This is a genomic window from Daejeonella sp. JGW-45 (genome assembly GCF_029360805.1).
Taxonomy (GTDB): Bacteria; Bacteroidota; Bacteroidia; order Sphingobacteriales; family Sphingobacteriaceae; genus Daejeonella.
The window spans coordinates 35,297-53,415 of record NZ_JARKNC010000002.1 but is presented as its reverse complement, the minus strand read 5'-3'; the positions used below and the strand labels follow the sequence as shown (position 1 = coordinate 53,415).

Annotated in this window: 10 protein-coding genes; 5 read left to right on the top strand and 5 right to left on the bottom strand. The window is 47.3% G+C overall.

Annotation, left to right across the window (positions count from 1 at the left end):
• Positions 1–4: 4 nt before the first annotated feature.
• The 3 genes from P2W76_RS03565 to P2W76_RS03555 form a co-directional block, all read right to left on the bottom strand.
• Positions 5–3,472 carry a TonB-dependent receptor gene (locus tag P2W76_RS03565; protein ID WP_276346120.1) on the bottom strand — a complete coding sequence of 1,156 codons (3,468 nt, stop codon included), beginning with the start codon at positions 3,470–3,472 and terminating at the stop codon, positions 5–7.
• 183 nt (positions 3,473–3,655) lie between these two features.
• Positions 3,656–4,669 carry a FecR domain-containing protein gene (locus tag P2W76_RS03560; protein WP_276346119.1) on the bottom strand — a complete coding sequence of 338 codons (1,014 nt, stop codon included), beginning with the start codon at positions 4,667–4,669 and terminating at the stop codon, positions 3,656–3,658.
• A gap of 97 nt (positions 4,670–4,766) precedes the next feature.
• On the bottom strand, positions 4,767–5,357 hold the full coding sequence (locus P2W76_RS03555; protein WP_276346118.1) for an RNA polymerase sigma-70 factor: 591 nt from the start codon (positions 5,355–5,357) through the stop codon (positions 4,767–4,769).
• A gap of 213 nt (positions 5,358–5,570) precedes the next feature.
• On the opposite strand from P2W76_RS03555, the gene P2W76_RS03550 reads away from it, so the two are divergent.
• From P2W76_RS03550 to P2W76_RS03530, 5 genes are all read left to right on the top strand, one after another.
• Complete coding sequence (locus P2W76_RS03550; protein WP_276346117.1) at positions 5,571–7,922, top strand: dienelactone hydrolase family protein; 2,352 nt, start codon at positions 5,571–5,573, stop codon at positions 7,920–7,922.
• A gap of 78 nt (positions 7,923–8,000) precedes the next feature.
• Positions 8,001–11,072 (top strand): c-type cytochrome, encoded by a 3,072-nt coding sequence (locus P2W76_RS03545; RefSeq protein ID WP_276346116.1) that lies wholly within the window; start codon positions 8,001–8,003, stop codon positions 11,070–11,072.
• A gap of 129 nt (positions 11,073–11,201) precedes the next feature.
• Positions 11,202–11,711 carry a hypothetical protein gene (locus P2W76_RS03540; protein WP_276346115.1) on the top strand — a complete coding sequence of 170 codons (510 nt, stop codon included), beginning with the start codon at positions 11,202–11,204 and terminating at the stop codon, positions 11,709–11,711.
• 77 nt (positions 11,712–11,788) lie between these two features.
• The gene (locus P2W76_RS03535) at positions 11,789–12,244 is read left to right on the top strand and encodes a DUF3347 domain-containing protein (RefSeq protein WP_276346114.1); all 456 of its coding nucleotides are present in this window, start codon (positions 11,789–11,791) and stop codon (positions 12,242–12,244) included.
• A gap of 102 nt (positions 12,245–12,346) precedes the next feature.
• Positions 12,347–14,722 (top strand): multicopper oxidase domain-containing protein, encoded by a 2,376-nt coding sequence (locus P2W76_RS03530; protein WP_276346113.1) that lies wholly within the window; start codon positions 12,347–12,349, stop codon positions 14,720–14,722.
• 37 nt (positions 14,723–14,759) lie between these two features.
• Here the strand turns inward: P2W76_RS03530 and P2W76_RS03525 are convergent, their stop codons facing one another.
• Together P2W76_RS03525 and P2W76_RS03520 are read right to left on the bottom strand one after the other, a co-directional pair.
• The gene (locus tag P2W76_RS03525) at positions 14,760–17,228 is read right to left on the bottom strand and encodes a response regulator (protein WP_276346112.1); all 2,469 of its coding nucleotides are present in this window, start codon (positions 17,226–17,228) and stop codon (positions 14,760–14,762) included.
• A 5-nt stretch (positions 17,229–17,233) separates the two neighbouring features.
• The gene (locus P2W76_RS03520; protein WP_276346111.1) at positions 17,234–18,037 is read right to left on the bottom strand and encodes an alpha/beta hydrolase; all 804 of its coding nucleotides are present in this window, start codon (positions 18,035–18,037) and stop codon (positions 17,234–17,236) included.
• Positions 18,038–18,119 lie beyond the last annotated feature (82 nt).

Below are 18,119 nucleotides of genomic sequence, written 5' to 3'. Positions count from 1 at the left end.
TTTCTTAGAAGGTTAAATTAAGTCCCATGATCAGGAATCTGGAAAGTGGATAAGTAGCTCCCGGGGTGTTGGCGCTCAGATTTGCTGCGAATACAGTCTCCGGATCATAAGTCTTAGGCAGGCCCGTAAAAGTCAGCAGGTTCTCGCCCGACATATAGATCCTGGCTTTCTGCATGAACAGCTTGGTAGCATATTTCTGCGGAAGTGTATAGCCAAAGCTGATATTTTTTAAGCGCAGGTAAGCTCCGTTAAGCAGGTAGCGCGACTGCACCTGGCGGTTCTTATTGGTTTGCGCGGTAAAATAAGGCTTGGCAAAATACGCATCCGTATTCGGACCTAGAAGGTTGGTCTCATTAGCCGGCCTCCAGTAGTCAAGAGCAGGCGAGTTATTCAGGATCGACGATGATCCGAAGCCGGTAGTCATTCCCCAGAACATCGCGGAAGAAGCATGTGGATAGTAGTCATGCTTGCCCAAACCCTGCCAGAACATATTAAAATCGAAAGATTTCCAGTTAAGGCCTGCGCTAAGCCCGTAATTGTACCTTGGCGAGGTATTGCCGATCACTTTGAGGTCGCCGTGGTCATTTACCGTCCTGGTGCCGTCGTTGATCCTGCCATCGCCATTAAGGTCCTTGTATTTCATGTCGCCAGGACCCCAGGTTGGATAATACCTCGACTGGTCAGCCATAGGCTCACCCTGGGTCTGGATCAGACCATCCGTTTCAAATCCCCAGATCTCACCGAATTCTTTACCCTTATACCAGGTATCGATAAGGCCCTTTTGGTTCGTGTAACTTAAAATGGTCGACTTGCTGTCGCCTAAACTGATCCTCGCATTATACGAAAGATCAGATGATATCCGGTCGTTCCAGCTAAGCGCTATTTCAAAACCTTTAGTCGATAATGATGCATTGTTGCGGAAAGGTGTGGCTGCCCCGAGAAGGTATGGCAGTGTTTCCGACGGGCCGATCATATCCGTTGTTTCACGGCTGTACCAGTCAAACACCAGGCTCAGGCGGTTATTAAGCAAACCTGCATCAAAGCCCAGGTTGAGGGTGGTGATAGTTTCCCAGGTTAGGTCCTCGCTTAATAAGGACGGCACAACTGCAAACGGCGGCCTTTGTCCGTCAAGGATCCAGTTTAACTCGGGAGAAACGCCGATTGTAGACAGGTACAGGTAATTGCTTACGTTCTGATTACCCAGTGCACCGTAAGAGCCTCTTATCTTGAACATGTTCACATAAGACTGTATCGGCTCCCAGAAGCTTTCGCGGGAAATATTGTATCCTGCTGAGGCTGACGGGAAAAATCCCCATCTCGAATCCTCTGCGAAGCGGGAAGAACCATTATAGCGCGCACTAAGTTCTACAAGGAATTTCTCCTTGAAACTATAGTTCAGACGACCGAAAATACCTTGTGTTGCCCAGTGCCATAACTGATCGTCAACAGTTTTCTCACCTAAAGATGTGCTGATAGACGGCACTGCTGTAGTGATCAGGTTTGTACTGGTTGCATTGAGGTTGGAGAAAGATTTTTCTTCCTGTTCATATCCTGCCAGTAGTTTAAAGTAGTGGTTATTCAGGTTCTTCTCGTAAGCAGAAACCACGTTAAACAGGGAATAAGAAGGCTGGGAAAAAATTGCCTGGTAGCTTGAGGCCGGTTTACCGATATTTCCGAAGGCGCCGTTTCCGAGTTCTACCATAACAGGCATCGGATTTACAGTGCCTCTGTCCGTCTGGAGGTTGTGATTATAGGAAATATTGGTTTTCCAGCCCTTTACAGGTTGCAGCTCGCCGCCGGCGGCTATGAGGAAATCATTAGTTTCCATTCTGTCCCTTCCGCCATCCTGCATCATCCTGATCAGCGGGTTCTGAATGCTTCCGTTAATATTGTACATAGGCGTCATTGGCGACCAGGTGATGAACTCACCAAATGTATGGTCGCGGCCCACGGTAGTAATACCCAAAGGATAGTCAGAACGGCTTTTTGCGTACTTTAAACTCGAATTGACACTCAGCCAGTTGGTAACCTTCGAAGAGATATTCGTCAGGAAGTTATATCTCTTGTACATGTCGTAACCGTAGTTATAAAGGCCTTCCTGGTCAGAAAACCCACCTGCGATATAATACTGGGTATTCTCACTTCCCCCTGAAACGTTGATATTATGTTTCTGGCTGAAGGAGGCATCCTTATACATGAGCTGTGCCCAGTCGTAGTTCGCGTTTCCGTTCCGCCTGCCGGCAAAAATATTATTGATCGGGTTGGCAGGGTCATACTCGGTCTTAAATGTTCCGGCGAGATAGCCTTTGATCCGTTCCATCTGTTCATCGGCATATACCGGCGTTAAGCCCGCATTCGCGTTAGCCTGGTTATAAGCTGTCGCCCAGGTCAGCGAGTTAACCTGGCTGGCCACCCTTATCGGGGATGCCGAGGACAGGTTGTTATTGTACTGGACATTAATCTTATCGCTCTTACTGCCCTTTTTTGTAGTGATCAGAACAACACCGAATGGTGCACGTGATCCGTAAATTGCTGACGCCGAAGCATCTTTCAGGATCGAAACACTCTCCACAGATTCAGGATCGACGTTGTTCAGGTCGATCTCAACTCCGTCAACCAGCACCAGGGGAGCCGAACTGCCCTGGATCGAACCAACACCCCTGACATTCCAGTTACTGCCTGCACCTGGCTCGCCGCCTCTGGAGTTTAGGGTTATGTTAAGGTTCGGGGACGCACCCTTTAACAGATCCGCGACTTTTGCAGCAGGCCGGTTAGCTAATTGCTCACCCGATATGACATCAACAGAACCGGTCAGGTTAGCTTTCTTTTGCGTTCCGTATCCTACAACAACCACTTCCTCAAGAGATTTCGAATCTTCCGCCAGGCTTACGTCAATAGTGATCCTGTTATTCACTGCAACTTCCTGGGTTACGTAGCCGATATAAGTAAAGACCAATGTTCCGCTGCCGTCGGGAAGGGTAAGCGAATACTGGCCGTTCGCGTCCGTGCTTACAGCTGTTTGGGTGCCCTTTAGCTTAACGCTTACGCCGATCAGGGCCAGGCCCTTGCTATCGGCCACCTTGCCGCTAACCCTGAACTGTGCTTCTTCAGAAACAGTTCTGGTCGTCAGCGCTGTGTTAGGAATTTTGACAGCCTTCCTTCCAAGGACGATCCTGTCATTGAATGCCTCGTAAGATATTCCGTTGGTATTCAGGAGCCTGTCGAGTACCAGGCCTAATTTCTGGCTGGTAACATTAAGAGAAACCCTCTGGTCGATCTTGATTACATTCTTGCTATACACGAACTTAACATCTGCCTTTTGTTCGAGTGCTCGCAATGCAACTTCCAGCCTGTCATCGTCAACCGCAATAGTTACCGGTCGATCCAATACAGCCTGGGCACTGGTTTCTTTCGCGAAAGATACCCCAGTGAATACGAGTGCTATACATAGCTGTCTTAGTGTATTCCTCATAATTCTGGACCATGTAAAACTTTTTTGTAAATGAATTTTCATAAGATCATCGTTTTTTTCTGTTAGAATGAGATAATTCAGTTAAACCGGCCAGGTATAGGACCTGTCGCCGGGTCGAAGCATTTGGCTACGGGTGTCTGGCTTAATTTGGTTTTGTATTGTTAATCATGAATGGTTTTGGTGTTAGTCGTTTAAGATTATCTTGCGTTCGTTTATTTCATATTTCAAGTCCAGGGATTTTTCCAGCATTTCTAAAATCGCCGGAAGGCTCTGATCCGTAAAGTCAGCTTTTAAAGAATAGCTGAGCAGGGCTTTGTCCTCCGTGCTGATATCCACACCGAATTTTTTATTGAGTGTTGATAATACTTCTCTCAGGGGTATATTATCGAAGGAAAGGGTTGTTTTCTGCCAGATACGTACAGCAGAATTTTTAGCTTCACCTTCTTTTTTTAACACATTAGCTGCTTTTATGAAAGTAACTTTCTCGTCGGGCATGAGCATGATGGCCGAATTATCATCCTGCTGATTCAGGCGAACGGAGACCTTTCCGGTTACTACCGACACTTCGCCGGCGATGCCTTCAGTTGCACGCACCAGGAAACTGGTACCCCAAACGCGGGTGACCATATCATTGCTGTAAATTATAAATGGCCTCTTGAGATCGGGTTCAACCTCAAAGAAAGCTTCTCCCTGCATACGGAGTTCCCTGCTCGCCGCCGTAAACTTCTCCGGATATTCAATCTTGCTGTCCGGATTCAGCCATACAATACTCCCGTCTTCAAGCGCCACCCTCCTGATGCTTTTGCTTGTATTGGAGATCACCATATTTGCCGAAGCTGATTTCAGAGCTGGTATAGTTTGCTCGTTCCTCGAAAGGAATATGCCCATTACCAGTAAAGCCATAGCTGCAATGCCGGTAATGAGGTACACTAATTTCGCCGGGCCAGGATTGCGGCGAAGGGGTGCCGGAGCTGAATAGGAACCGACTGCGATATTCTTCCTGATGCGGGACATTAAGCGCTCTTTAAGCTGCTGTACCTGTTCGGCGGTCAGGCCCTCGATCGGATCCTGATGTTTATCAAATGAGTTATACCAATTATTAAGCGTCTCGATCTCCTGCGGGCTGCACTCATCATTTAAGTATTTCTTAACTAATTTCTGCAAAGCATCTTCGTGCAATAATGACTTTTTTGTCATACGATTCTTAGGGTTACGTCTATAAAGACAGTTAACTCCTCCTTAACCCTTGCTTAACATGAAAATAATTTGGAAATGTACAGGAAGCCGGGAGGGCTTAGACCCCGGTTAATGAGAGGACCAGGATGAGGATGCCGGCGCTGTATATCGCGAGCCGGACCTTTAGCTGCCTTATAGCTTTTGTGAGATGCCCTTCAACCGTTTTCTCGGAGATGCCAAGCAGTTCTGCAATTTCGCGGTTTATCTTGTGATGGTTACGGCTGAGCTCGTATACCGAGCGGCATTGCGGGGGGAGATGGTTCACTTCCTTTTGAAGGTTTCTCTTCAGTTCATTCAGAAGTACCGTATCCTCGGTAGAGTTATCAAATTCCTGCGCCTGACCGAGGGAAACTTTATATGATTCCCTAACCGATTCCTTCTGGATATCGTTAAGCACCAGGTAACGAACAGCGGTAAAAAGATAACCGGCAAGGGATGTGTGAATTTGGATGCTTTCCCTCTTAGACCACAGCAGGGTAAAAAGGTCCTGGACAATTTCTTCGGCCTTTTCGTGTGATTTTACACGTTTAAAGGCAGCGGAGTACAAAGACGACCAGTACCGGTTGAAGATCTCTTCAAATGCACCATTATCGCTTTTAACAAGCAGTACAGAAAGTTCCTGATCAGAAAGCTTCTCGAAGTTCCGCATATTAAAGTGAATCTAGGGACAAAAATTAAATCTATCAAGTATTTAATTCTTGCCGGCGGCAGGTCGGTTATGATTATCACTAAAAACGTTTAGCAATAATTTAAAATCTTATATTTAATCGTCTCCAAATTGACAGGAGTACAAGCTCGAGGATAACACCATAGAAATATTCTATTGAAACCCCTCAATAATCTTAAACAACTAAACAAAGTTATGATCAGTAAATTCATAAATTTTCTTTTGTTTCTATTTTTTGCCTGTCTTAGCTCACCAGGCATTGCACAAAACAATACTTTTCAAAACTCCGACGGGAGCCTTCGGGGAAGTACTCTCTTGCTTGAAAAGGGAGATTTATCTTCTATGATGGTAACGGGGATCAGCAAGTTCCTTGACAGGGAATTATCTGCTTCGATTCAGGGGCGGGCGAAATTCTGGAAGACTGATTTTTCCAATCCTGCGGCGTATGAAAAATCAGTTTTACCAAACCGCAAACGCCTGGCTGAAATAATTGGTGTTGCAGATACTTTGATGCCTGACATGGAGATGGAGTACATCTCATCAGTTTCTAAGCCCGCTGAAATTGTTAAGACTGAATCTTTTATTGCCTACGCCGTTCGCTGGCATGTATATGGAGATATCTATGGCGAAGGTATCTTGCTTCAACCCAGAGGAGTTGTCAAGGCAAGGGTAGTAGCCATTCCCGATGCGGATCAAACTCCGGAGTTACTTGCCGGAATAATGCCAGGCTTACCTTCTGAACTTCAATATGGGCGGCGTTTGGCTGAAAACGGATGCCAGGTAATCATCCCTGCCTTAATCGATCGTGCAGCCACAGGTTCGGGCAGTTTACGGCTGGACCGCTTTACTAATCAGCCTCACCGCGAATGGATCTACCGGCAGGCCTACACTTTTGGCCGCCATATAATCGGGTATGAAGTGCAAAAGATCAGGGCAGTTGTCAACTGGTTTGACCGTCAGAATAAGGAATTTGATGCACCAATAGGAGTTCTGGGATGGGGTGAAGGTGCCCTGCTTGGATTTTATAGCGCCGCACTCGATACACATATAGATGTAACCCTGGTTAGTGGTTATTTCGGCAAACGTGAAAATCTATGGGAGGAGCCAATTTACCGGAATTTATTTGGCTTGTTACGTGAATTCGGTGATGCGGAGATTGCGGGTCTTATTGCTCCCAGAAGCCTGATAATAGAATATTCCGGGTCTCCGGATATAAAGGGTCCGCCTTTGGCTCTGCCGGGGCCAGTCCGTCTGCGTGCTTCAGCAGCTCCGGGTAAAATTGTTACTGCTTCATTTGCTGATGTAAACTCGGAAGTTAACAGGGCGCAGCAATTAACCGGTTCGTTTAAGTCGTCGATTCACTTTATTCATGATCAGGAGAAGTTAACAAAGCCTGTTAATGAACAAAGCCTGCTCATTTTCCTAAAGCAGTTAAGGCCAGAAATAAAATCATTATCACCCAGTGGCAAAACTCCTTTAAATGTACTGGCAAAGGTTAATCCAGATGACCGGCAGCTTCGTCAGCTTTCACAGCTGGAGCAGTATACGCAGCAGTTAATCCAGTCGTCCCGTCATGTTAGAGACGAGTTTTTCTGGCATAAAACCTCCATAAAAAGTCCGGAGGCATGGCGTGAAAGTATGAAACCTTTCAGGGAATATTTCTGGACTAATGTTATCGGACGCATTCCTCCGGGTCAGATTGATTTGAATCCACGTTCCCGGCAGATTCTGAATGAAGCTAAATGGACAGGTTATGAGGTAACACTCGACGTATTGCCCGATATTTATGCCTGGGGCTATCTATTGCTTCCCAAAGACCTCAGGTCTGGAGAGAAACGGCCGGTAATAATTGCTCAGCATGGGGGGGAAGGTCTGCCAAAAGATTTGCTTGATAAAAGTAATCAGACTTACAAAGGGTTTGCCGCACAGCTTGCAGAGCGTGGATATATAGTATTTGTGCCGCACTTTCCATGGCGCGGGGGGCATGACTACCGGGCAATTCAACGTAAAGCTAATCCATTGGGTTTATCTGTTTTTTCTATTATTTTAAATCAGCATGAGCGTATTCTGGACTGGCTGACAGCACAGCCATGGGTAGACTCTCAGCGGATAGGATTCTACGGACTTTCCTGGGGTGGAAAAGTGGCGATACGTGTGCCTTCGCTTCTGGACCGCTACAGTCTTACCATTGCCTCCGGGGACTTTAATGAATGGATCTGGAAAAATGCAACCACCGACTGGCCAAACAGTTATATGTTCGCCCCGGAATATGAAATGTTTGATTTCAACCTTGGCAGAACATTTAATTACGGAGAAATGGCTGCCATGATTGCACCAAGGGCTTTCATGGTTGAACGGGGTCATGATGATGGGGTGGGGATTGATGAATGGGTTGCTTTCGAATATTCAAAAGTAAACCGGCTCTACAATAAATTAAAGATACCGCATAAGACCAAAATAGAGTATTTTAATGGCGGACATGAAATTAATGCTAAAGGGACTTTTGAGTTTATTAAACAGCAGTTTAATTGGCCAGTGGACAAATAATAGTATAATAGTTTAAAAAATTGACGCAGAATTTATCAACCGGCAGATAGGTTCCCGAATTACACCAATGAAAATCGTATGAGTCTGAAAAAGAAACTGCTTTACTCAATGCTATTACTGTTTGCGGGCCTGCAGGCCTGCAGGATCTATCAGGAATCCAAAGCGCTCAAAATAGACGATGTAGCTGCCAATGAAGACGTAGCACGTTACATGGAAGCTTTCAAAGGTCTTGGAGCCCTTACAGATTCAACTCAGCCCACTGAGCCTGAGAAAGCACTTTCTGACTTTCGTTATCCGGATGACCTTAGCCTGGACCTGGTATTGTCTGAACCGGAAATAGTACAACCTGTTGAACTTAGTTTCGATCACCGGGGCCGTCTTTGGGTAGTACAGTATCATCAATACCCTTATCCAAAAGACCTAAAGGTGGTTAGCGTGGATAATTTCCTGAGAGTGAAATTTGACAAGATTCCTTCAGCGCCTCCGGGAGGTGTCAGGGGGGCGGATAAAATTACCGTCTTTGAAGATACCAATGGAGATGGAACGTATGATAAATCAACCGATGCGATAAAGGGACTTAATATTGCAACCAGTGTGGTAACCGGGAGAGGCAAAATATGGGTATTGAATCCGCCTTACCTGCTTTCATACAGAGATCCGGATGCTGACGGGATTCCTGATGGAAAACCCGAAGTACATTTAAGCGGCTTTGGCCTGGAGGATACCCATGCTGTAGCCAATAGCTTGCGGTGGGGACCAGATGGGTGGCTTTATGGCGCACAGGGAAGTACAACGACGGCTAATATCAGTTCTGCAGTTTCTAAAAATATTGCTTTTTCCGGACAGGTTATCTGGAGATATAATACGGACACTAAGGTTTTCGAGGTGTTTGCCGAAGGAGGGGGTAATACGTTTAATATCGAATTTGACAGTAAAGGAAGACTGTACTCGGGAAATAATGCATCAGATCGCGGGCCCTATTACAAGCAGGGTGGATATTATCCCCGGAGCTTGGGCAAACATGGCCCTTATACTAACCCATATACCTTCGGAAACCTGGATAATATGGAACTGGATGGAGCGAAGGTCCGCTTTACGCATTCCCTGATCAGGTATGAAGGAGGCAAATTGCCGGCAGCCTATGAAGGTAAAATGATCGCTGTGAATCCCTTGCTTAATAATGTACAGCTAAGCCGCTTTGAGCCAAAGGGTTCGACCTTTCGGAATGTGGATGAAAGAAAGATCATTGAAACCGGCGACCGTTGGTTCAGACCGGTAAATATCAAAGCTGGCCCCGATGGTGCGGTTTATATTGCCGATTGGTATGATAGCCGGCTTTCACATGTCGATCCGCGTGATACCTGGCATAAGAGCTCCGGCAGGGTATACCGGCTGAGGGCTAAAGGTGTTCCTGCAGCTAACCCGAAATTTGATCTGAGTAAATATTCGAACGATCAGCTAATCGAATTACTGGGGAATAATAATAAATGGTTCCGTCAGCAGGCATTGCTGCAATTTGCCAATAGAAGAGACAAGTCGCTTGTTCCTCAACTAGAACCATTATTGAAGTCAGGGAATAATGATCTGGCTTTGGAAGCCCTTTGGGCGATCAATCTAAGTGCGGGCCTGAGTGACGAAATCGCGGGGCTTGGCCTGAATCATCCCGATCAATACGTAAGAGAATGGACTGTCCGTATTTTGGGCGACAAAACGAAAATCTCAGCGGCATTATCCAGCCAGCTTATCCAGCTTGCTGCAAAAGAAACAAGCCTGACAGTAAAAAGCCAGCTTGCTTCAAGTGCAAAAAGATTACCCGGACAGGTTGCGATACCGGTTATCGGGAATCTCCTGAGGAATCAGGATGATGTTAATGATCCGGATATTCCTTTGCTGATCTGGTGGGCAATTGAAGCCAAAGCTGAGTCTGACCGGGACGCGATCGTTTCCATGTTTGAGGACCGGTTAATCTGGCAGAAAAAGCTCGTTCAGAATGTTTTGTTAAAGCGATTGATGCAGCGCTACATCATGGCGGCGGGAGATGAGAATTATAACGCCGCTTCAAAGCTGATCAGTCTTGCACCATCAAAAGCTCACGCTAAAATACTGATTGCCGGCTTGCGTGAAGGACTCCGGGGCAGAGATGCTATTGGATTATCCGCAGAGCTAACGAAGGCAATTCAACCCTACCAATCCGAACTTTTCGGAGCTCCCCTGGCCCTGGGAATCCGCCAGGGAGATGCTGATGCTGTGAAAAAAGCATTGGCTGTGATTGCTGATGAGAATGCAGAGCTTGATCATCGCCTGTCCTATATCACGATCTTTGGTCAGACGAATCAACCAGAATCAGTTCCTTTTCTGTTAAAGGTTATTGAAAACAGCAGATCTTCCGGTGCGATGAAAGAAGCTGCACTGCAGTCCTTGCAGCGTTATAACCTTGATGAAATTGGTTTGCGGGTAGTTAATGCATATCCTCAATTTCGTGGAGACGTCGGTGTCCGGACTGGTGCATTAGATTTATTTGCCAGCAGGGCAAGCTGGGCACGTCAGTTATTTGTTGCTATCGGAGAAACGAAAAAGATAAGCAAGAGTGATATATCTGATCAGGTTGCGCGCAGGTTGAAACTGCTGAATGATCCCCAAATCACCGCTTCAGTTGACAAATACTGGCCGAATGTGAAGTTAGCAACTTCGTCTGAGAAGAACGAAGCCATAACTAAATACTCAAAGTTGATCAAATCAGGAGCGGGGGATGCAAAAAAGGGAAGAATACTCTATTTGGTCAATTGTGGCTACTGTCACCGGCTGTTTAATGAAGGAGGAACGATAGGCCCTGATCTGACTGGCTATGAACGCTCAAATGTAAATTACTTTTTACTGAATATCGTTGACCCGAATGCTGATATCAGAGAAGGTTATGGCCTTCATCGCATTACAACAACAGATGGGCGCACTATCGAGGGTAAGATTGCGGCCAGTAATGGCAACACCCATACCATCCAAACACAGGCCGGAAAAGAAATAACACTTTCTGCCGATCAGATCAAAGAGATGAAGGCCTTGCCCACATCAGTTATGCCTGAGCGCACTCTCGATCGCTTAAAAGATCAGGAGGTCAGGGATATCTTTGCGTATATAATGAAGAAGGATTAACCAGATCATCTCAAATTGCTACCCATGAGGCTGCCGGAATCACCAAAACTTAGAATTACATAAAATCTTCATTAAATTATGTAAATCCCCGGCAGCTTTTAGCATTATTTTTGATGCATAGAATAAGCAGTGAAAAAAAGTCCTTCCATACAGCTTAAAGCATTTTTTCTTCTTGTCGTATTTTCCCTGAATACGCTGCTAAGCTTTGCCTGCGCAGCAGGATTGGATATGGGGTATAACCGGGACCATCATACATCTATGGTCTCATCTCCGGCAAAACACCCCGGACCAGGCCATAAGCATCCAGGGTCTTCACATAATGCAAACCATCACCTTAAGAGCATAGAAAGCAACCATGACGGAGCTCAACATGCACAGGAAAGGCATAGTGCAGAAAATAGCACGCCGGAAGATTGTTGCAGGGACGAAGCCGCAAAATTCGAAAAGAAGGATAAACTAAATCCCCAGCCTGTTAATTACAATCTTCAGCCATTATTTATAACCTTAAACCCCAACTGGGCTTACAATCCCGGTGCTGCTTCAGTACCGCTTCATAATTCCGATCAGCGGCATTTAGTCCGGAATCATCACCCTCCGATAGCTGATACCCGCATAGCAATCCAGAGTTTCCTGATCTGATTTTTTGTCCGAGCTTTCCATGATGGGCCTGGCTTGTCATGAACACATTTTTCGCTTAAACATTAAATCAAATTCACATGAAAACTTTATTTTATATCCTTGCTTTTACAGCAATTTCGCTTAGTCAAACCATTTCCGCCCAGGAAAGGCCAAATACCATTAACAGCTACTATGCAATAAAAGATGCCTTAATCAGCGGAAACGCGAACTTGGCTAACTCCACAGCCAGTGCCTTTATCGAAACGGTCACTGCCGACAGCTCATTGCCCGGGCAAAATAAGAAAGCTCTGATCAATGACGCTTCAAACATTGCCGGGACGAAAGACATCAAAAAGCAACGCGTCTTTTTCTCAGCGCTCTCGGAGAGTTTAATAGCACTTTCCAAGGTACAAAAATTAGACGCCAATCCGGTCTATCATGCCTATTGTCCCATGACCAAGTCGAGCTGGCTCAGTGCATCGGCAGCGATAAAAAACCCCTATTACGGAAGCGCCATGCTAACCTGCGGCAAGGTAGTCGGACCGCTGAAATAATTTCGCTGATACACGCTGACAGAAAGCGCGTGCTGAATTTACCCTTCAGCACGCTGTTCTTCTGGCTTGGCGTAGCCAGGAATAAATTTAAAGACAGATATTATGAATAAAATATTATTACTCGTGGTGCTGCTTTGCTTTCAGCAAAAGCTATATGCCGGAAATGAGATATATTTAACATTTGCAGCCCCTGAACCCGGAAAGAGCGACGCAGACAGCTCAGGCGGCGCGGAGAGAACAGCAAAGGATAAGTTAGGATCCCGGCAGACGATCCCCAATAATATACCGCCGCGTACAGTCCGGTATGACCTTTATATAGCCGATACCACGGTAAAATTCACAGGCAAGGCGAGACGGGCCATTGCTGTTAACGGACAGATCCCAATGCCGACGCTGACATTTACCCAAGGTGATACAGCTGAGATCCATGTGCATAACCGTTTAAAGGAGGAAACTTCCCTCCACTGGCACGGCCTTTTTCTGCCTAACCGCTACGACGGTGTTCCGAACCTTACTCAGATGCCTATTAAACCCGGTGCTACACACGTTTACAAGTTCCCAATCATACAGGATGGCACACACTGGTATCACAGCCATACAGGTCTCCAGGAGCAGATCGGTATGTACGGCGCATTCATTATGCTGAAGCGGGAGGAATGGGATATTCCTACAATTCCGGTGATTCTTAGCGAGTGGACCGATATGAATCCCAGGGAAGTTGACCGGAGCCTGCATGCTGCAACCGACTGGTTTGCTGTTCAGAAGGGGAGTACCCAAAGCTATTCTGAAGCTATAAAAGCCGGTCACTTTAAAACCAAGGTAACCAATGAATGGAAACGGATGAATGCCATGGACGTGAGCGATGTGTACTATGACCAGTTTCTGATCAATGGTAAGAATCAATACCTGCAGCCACAGTTCAAGGCCGGCGACAAGGTGCGGCTTCGCATCGCAAACGCGGGCGCATCCTCATATTTCTGGCTTACCTATTCCGGCGGTAAAATTACCGTTGTCGCTACTGATGGAAATGACGTGGAACCTGTAGAGGTCGACCGCCTTATCATTGCCGTTTCGGAAACCTATGATGTGGTGGTAACCATTCCCGAAAACAAGAGCTACGAGTTCCTGGCTACCGCCGAAGACCGGACTAAATCTACGTCTCTATGGCTCGGCGATGGAGAAAAGGTTGCTGCAGCTAAATTACCCCGGCTGAAATATTTTGCCGGTATGAAGATGATGAACGACATGATGGACATGAAGGGGAACATGGTGGAAATGGAAGGCATGCGCATGCAAAACCAGATCATGGACATGAATACGGTCATGTATCCTGAAATTACCGGTCCGGAAAAGGACCCTGACACAGCAGAAGGCATGAATATGCCCGGATCGGAAGCAGGGATGGTGGCGCCTGCAGATCATCATGCGGGTCATGACATGACCGCTTCCGACAGTAGCCCCGCAGAACCGGTCACATTGAACTATAATCTGCTCCGGGCGCCTGAGAAAACAAGCTTGCCAAAGGGCCCGGTGCGCGAATTGAAGTTCGACCTGACGGGCAACATGAACCGCTACGTTTGGACCCTCGACAACAAGACCGTTTCAGAATCGGATAAGATCCTGATCAAAAAGGGTGAGAACCTGCGGATAATCCTGTTTAACAATAGCATGATGAGGCATCCTATGCATTTGCACGGCCATGATTTCAGGGTGCTGAACGACCAGGGTGATCATGCTCCGTTGAAGAATATCATCGACATTATGCCGATGGAACGTGACACGATAGAGTTTGCCGCTACCGAGCCTGGCGGCGACTGGTTTTTCCACTGTCACATCCTGTATCACATGATGAGCGGGATGGGCAGGATCTTTAAATATGAAAACTCACCGCCTAATCCTGAGGTGCCTAACCCAAAACTTGCACAGCGCAGGTTATTCAGGGATGACCGTATGTTCCACCTGATGGGCTCGGTCGGCCTGGAAAGTAACGGTAGTGACGGAGAACTTATGCTGGCCAATACCCGTTTCAGGCTGTCGACAGAATGGCGGCTCGGCTTAAAGAAAGATCACGGAAATGAAGTGGAGACATATTTTGGCCGGTATATTGGCCGGATGCAATGGTGGTTCCCTTTTATAGGATTTGATTATCACCGGAACAGTATGGGAGGAATGGCAGAAAAGAATATGTTTGGGCAAATGAGCAACCAGGCTAACAGGAAAGCATTTGTAGCAGGTCTTCAATATACCCTGCCAATGCACGTTGTGGCAGAGGCGCGGGCAGACAGCAAGGGGAATTTTCGTTTCCAGCTGATGCGTGAGGACCTTCCTTTAACTCCAAGATTAAGACTGAACCTGATGGGAAACACAGATAGGGAGTATATGGGCGGGCTGCGCTATATCGTCTCTAAATATTTTTCCCTTTCTACCCATTACGACAGTGATATGGGCTATGGAGGGGGGATCACGTTGACCTATTGACGCACTACACCAGGTAGCCAGCCGGTTAGGTCCGGCGCTACCTGGTTGAGGTCCACGTTGCTAGTTTAGCCGCAAACTCATCAAACTTGAACGGCTTAGTCATATAGTCGTCCATTCCCGCTTCGATGGCAGCCTGGCGGTCATCGTCGTAGGCTGCAGCGGTCATAGCGATGACAAACGGCTGTTTGCCTTTATGGTCCTTCCTTATCCGGCGGGTAGCTTCCAGGCCATCCATTTCAGGCATCTGGATATCCAGGAAGATCAGATCGTAATGCTGCCGTTCGAGCGAGGCAAGCACCTCCAGGCCATTCGAAACCACATCGCAGGTATAGCCCAGGTTATTGATGGTGCGGGTAATGATCTTCTGGTTAATCAGGTTATCCTCTGCAACCAGTATGCTGACGTTCGAGTCCATCGCTTTTGTTTGCGGCAGAATATTACTTTCCAGCATCTGGCCCTGCCGTTCAGGTTTCCGCCCGGCCAGGGTTTCAGTCAGGATCTTTTTAAGGTATTCGTTCTTGATTGGCTTTCCTATGGTTCCGCTAAACAGCTCCGAGTTACCCTTAAGCTCAGCCGGAAACTGGCCAGCCGAACTGAACAGAATCATTGGCATAGTGGTATTCATCTTCCGGATCTCTTTCGCAAGCTCAATGCCATCCATTTCAGGCATGAGCATATCTAGAACGGCGATGTCGAACTTCCGTTCAGCCAGCATCTGAAGCGCCTCACTGCCCTTTTCGAAGGTATGAGCCTGCATACCCCACAGCTCACAGGTCTTCCGGAGGATATAGAGGTTCGTGATATTATCATCCACGATCAGGACTGACTTTCCGGACAGGTCAGTAAGCATGTTTTCCGTGTTAAACTGTTTGATGCGCGTCGCAGCCTGAACTTTAAGCGTAAAACTGAATGTGGTACCAACACCAACTTCACTGTTTACCCATACTTTTCCATCCATGCGCTCAATCAATTTTGCGCTGATGGCCAGGCCGAGGCCGGTGCCACCATATTTGCGAGTGGTTGACGCATCAACCTGCGAGAATGAACTGAAGAGCCGGTGCATTTTATCGGCAGGGATGCCTATACCGCTGTCTTTTATCGAAAATTCAAGGGTGTATAGGTTGCCTTCCTTCCCGCTGACCCTGATGCTGGTCAGTATCTCACCCTTTTCGGTGAATTTGATGGCATTGCCAACCAGGTTAACTACGATCTGCCGGATCCGTGTGATGTCGCCGATAACCTCCTGCGGAACTTCCGGTTCAATGAAGTAGAGCAGGTCAAGGTTCTTTTCGTGCGCCCTTGTCGATAGCAGGTCGTAGGTCTCCTCGATAACGCGGGCTATCAGGAAGGGATGTTCCTCCAGGTCGAGCTTTCCGGATTCGATCTTTGAGAAATCCAGGATCTCGTTGATGATCTCAAGTAAAGCTTCAGCACTGATCCTTACCGACTCCACATAATCAAACTGTTCCGGGTCGAGACGCGTGCGCGACAGGAGACTGGTCATGCCGATCACACCGTTCATCGGGGTACGGATCTCATGGCTCATATTAGCCAGGAACTGGGACTTTGCCAGGTTCCGCTCTTCGGCCAGCTTGGTTTTTTCTGCAAGCTCTATATTCAGGTCTTTCAGGCGCTGCTCCGAAAGATAATTAAAGGTAATATCCTCGAAGATCCATAATCTGCCGCTGCTGTAGTCGGTTACCGTAGGGCGGGACGAAACGCATAATACAAGCTGTTCGGGGTCTGAATATTTCCACAGCCAGTTGTCGATAGCCTGGTCTTTTGACTGAAAAAGCTTATTTCCTTCAGCCAATATATCAGCATGGTTATCCGCTTTCTCTCTGAGGTTATGCATAGCTTCTGAAAGTACAACCGGCGACACATGCCCCTGCGGAATATTAAATATTTCGGCAGCCTTATGATTTACCCATCCGTTATTTCCGGAGTTATCAGTAAAGGCTATACCCTGCGGCACGGTTTGAAGAATGGTGTTGAACCGTACTGTAAGTTCATCCATCGAATAGAACAGGCTCGCAAGCCGGCAGGTTTCGCGCACGCGGATGTGTGCAGCTTCGAGGAACTCCCGGAAGTCGGGTGTAAAGTCTGTCGCTTTATCCCAGCATATCAGGATCACGCCTTGTATTGCCTGCTCATTAATGGGAAGAACAGCGGCCGACTGGCATTCCCTGATCAGAACCTTGAGGCCGGTGTGGATCTCAGAAAAAGGCGGCTGAATGTAGACCGGCTTTTCCTGCCCGGCGAAGGGCCGGATCACTTCCGGCTCGACGAGGCTTGGATAACCCTCACCGGCCAGCAGTACACGTGCGGTCAGCTCATCATCCTGCTTTACAACGATGACGGAGGAGGCGCCTGACAAACGTTTAAGGTTAGTCATACTCTCGGCCATGATTGCCGGCCAGTTGTGATATTTCTTAACCTCGCTGAGGCTGGAAATAAACTCCAGGGCACGTTTCGGCCAGTTCACATATTGCTCGTCGTGATTCACATTCTTTAAATAAAATCCTTTATTGCAGCCGTAACTTCATCCGGCGCACTGATATGCGGGAAGTGGCCTTCGGCATCGACAAACACCAGTTTGCTACCCCTGATATTTGCATTCAGGTAGTGCGCCACGTTATCCGGCACAGCTATATCCTTAAGTGCATGCACCAACAGTATTTCTTTATCGATCTGCCACAGCCTTTCACGGACATCCGATTCAAAAATAACCTTGGCGACCGACAGCGCCACGTCTGGCCGGATGGCGCCCAGCTTGCCTGCAAACTGTTCACCCAGCTCCGGCTTGTCAGCATTCCCCATGGCGGCAGCAGAGAAGCCGCTCACCCAGGCATAATAGTTCGTCCTCATAGTCTCGTACATTGAGTCGAGTCCTTCCTGCGTAAACCCGCCGAAATAGTCACCGTCGTTCAGGTAACGCGGTGAGCCCCCAACGAACACCATCTTCGAAAAGTGATGAGGTGATTTAAGTGCGGCAAGCAAAGAGACCATGGCGCTTACCGAGTGTGCCACAACGATCGCGTTTTTTAATTCAAAAGCCTCAGCTATCGCCAGCAGATCGTTAGCGTAAACTGAAAGGCTCGTATATTTTACCGGGCTGAAGGCAGCCATGTCGGCCTTGCCGCCACCGATATTATCATAAAGGATCAGTTTGTAATCAGCCGCAAAAGCAGCTTTTACATCCTTCCAGGCGTTCTGGTCAGTACCAAAACCGTGTGCAAAAATGATCACCTGTTCAGCATCCGGGTTGCCCTCTACAGAGATGTTATACTTCTTTATCAGTTGTGGATTCACCATGTTTTTATTGTCGTTGAAGATGAATACCGCAATGCTTCATCCGGCGGCAATATTAGTGAAAACTTAGGTGGGGCGCAGGGGA

What these genes read in the sequence shown, in the direction of transcription:
- P2W76_RS03565 (WP_276346120.1), bottom strand. Translation starts at nt 3,472, where the DNA reads ATGAGGAATACACTAAGACAGCTATGTATAGCACTCGTATTCACTGGG.
- P2W76_RS03560 (WP_276346119.1), bottom strand. Translation starts at nt 4,669, where the DNA reads ATGACAAAAAAGTCATTATTGCACGAAGATGCTTTGCAGAAATTAGTT.
- P2W76_RS03555 (WP_276346118.1), bottom strand. Translation starts at nt 5,357, where the DNA reads ATGCGGAACTTCGAGAAGCTTTCTGATCAGGAACTTTCTGTACTGCTT.
- P2W76_RS03550 (WP_276346117.1), top strand. Translation starts at nt 5,571, where the DNA reads ATGATCAGTAAATTCATAAATTTTCTTTTGTTTCTATTTTTTGCCTGT.
- P2W76_RS03545 (WP_276346116.1), top strand. Translation starts at nt 8,001, where the DNA reads ATGAGTCTGAAAAAGAAACTGCTTTACTCAATGCTATTACTGTTTGCG.
- P2W76_RS03535 (WP_276346114.1), top strand. Translation starts at nt 11,789, where the DNA reads ATGAAAACTTTATTTTATATCCTTGCTTTTACAGCAATTTCGCTTAGT.
- P2W76_RS03530 (WP_276346113.1), top strand. Translation starts at nt 12,347, where the DNA reads ATGAATAAAATATTATTACTCGTGGTGCTGCTTTGCTTTCAGCAAAAG.
- P2W76_RS03520 (WP_276346111.1), bottom strand. Translation starts at nt 18,037, where the DNA reads ATGGTGAATCCACAACTGATAAAGAAGTATAACATCTCTGTAGAGGGC.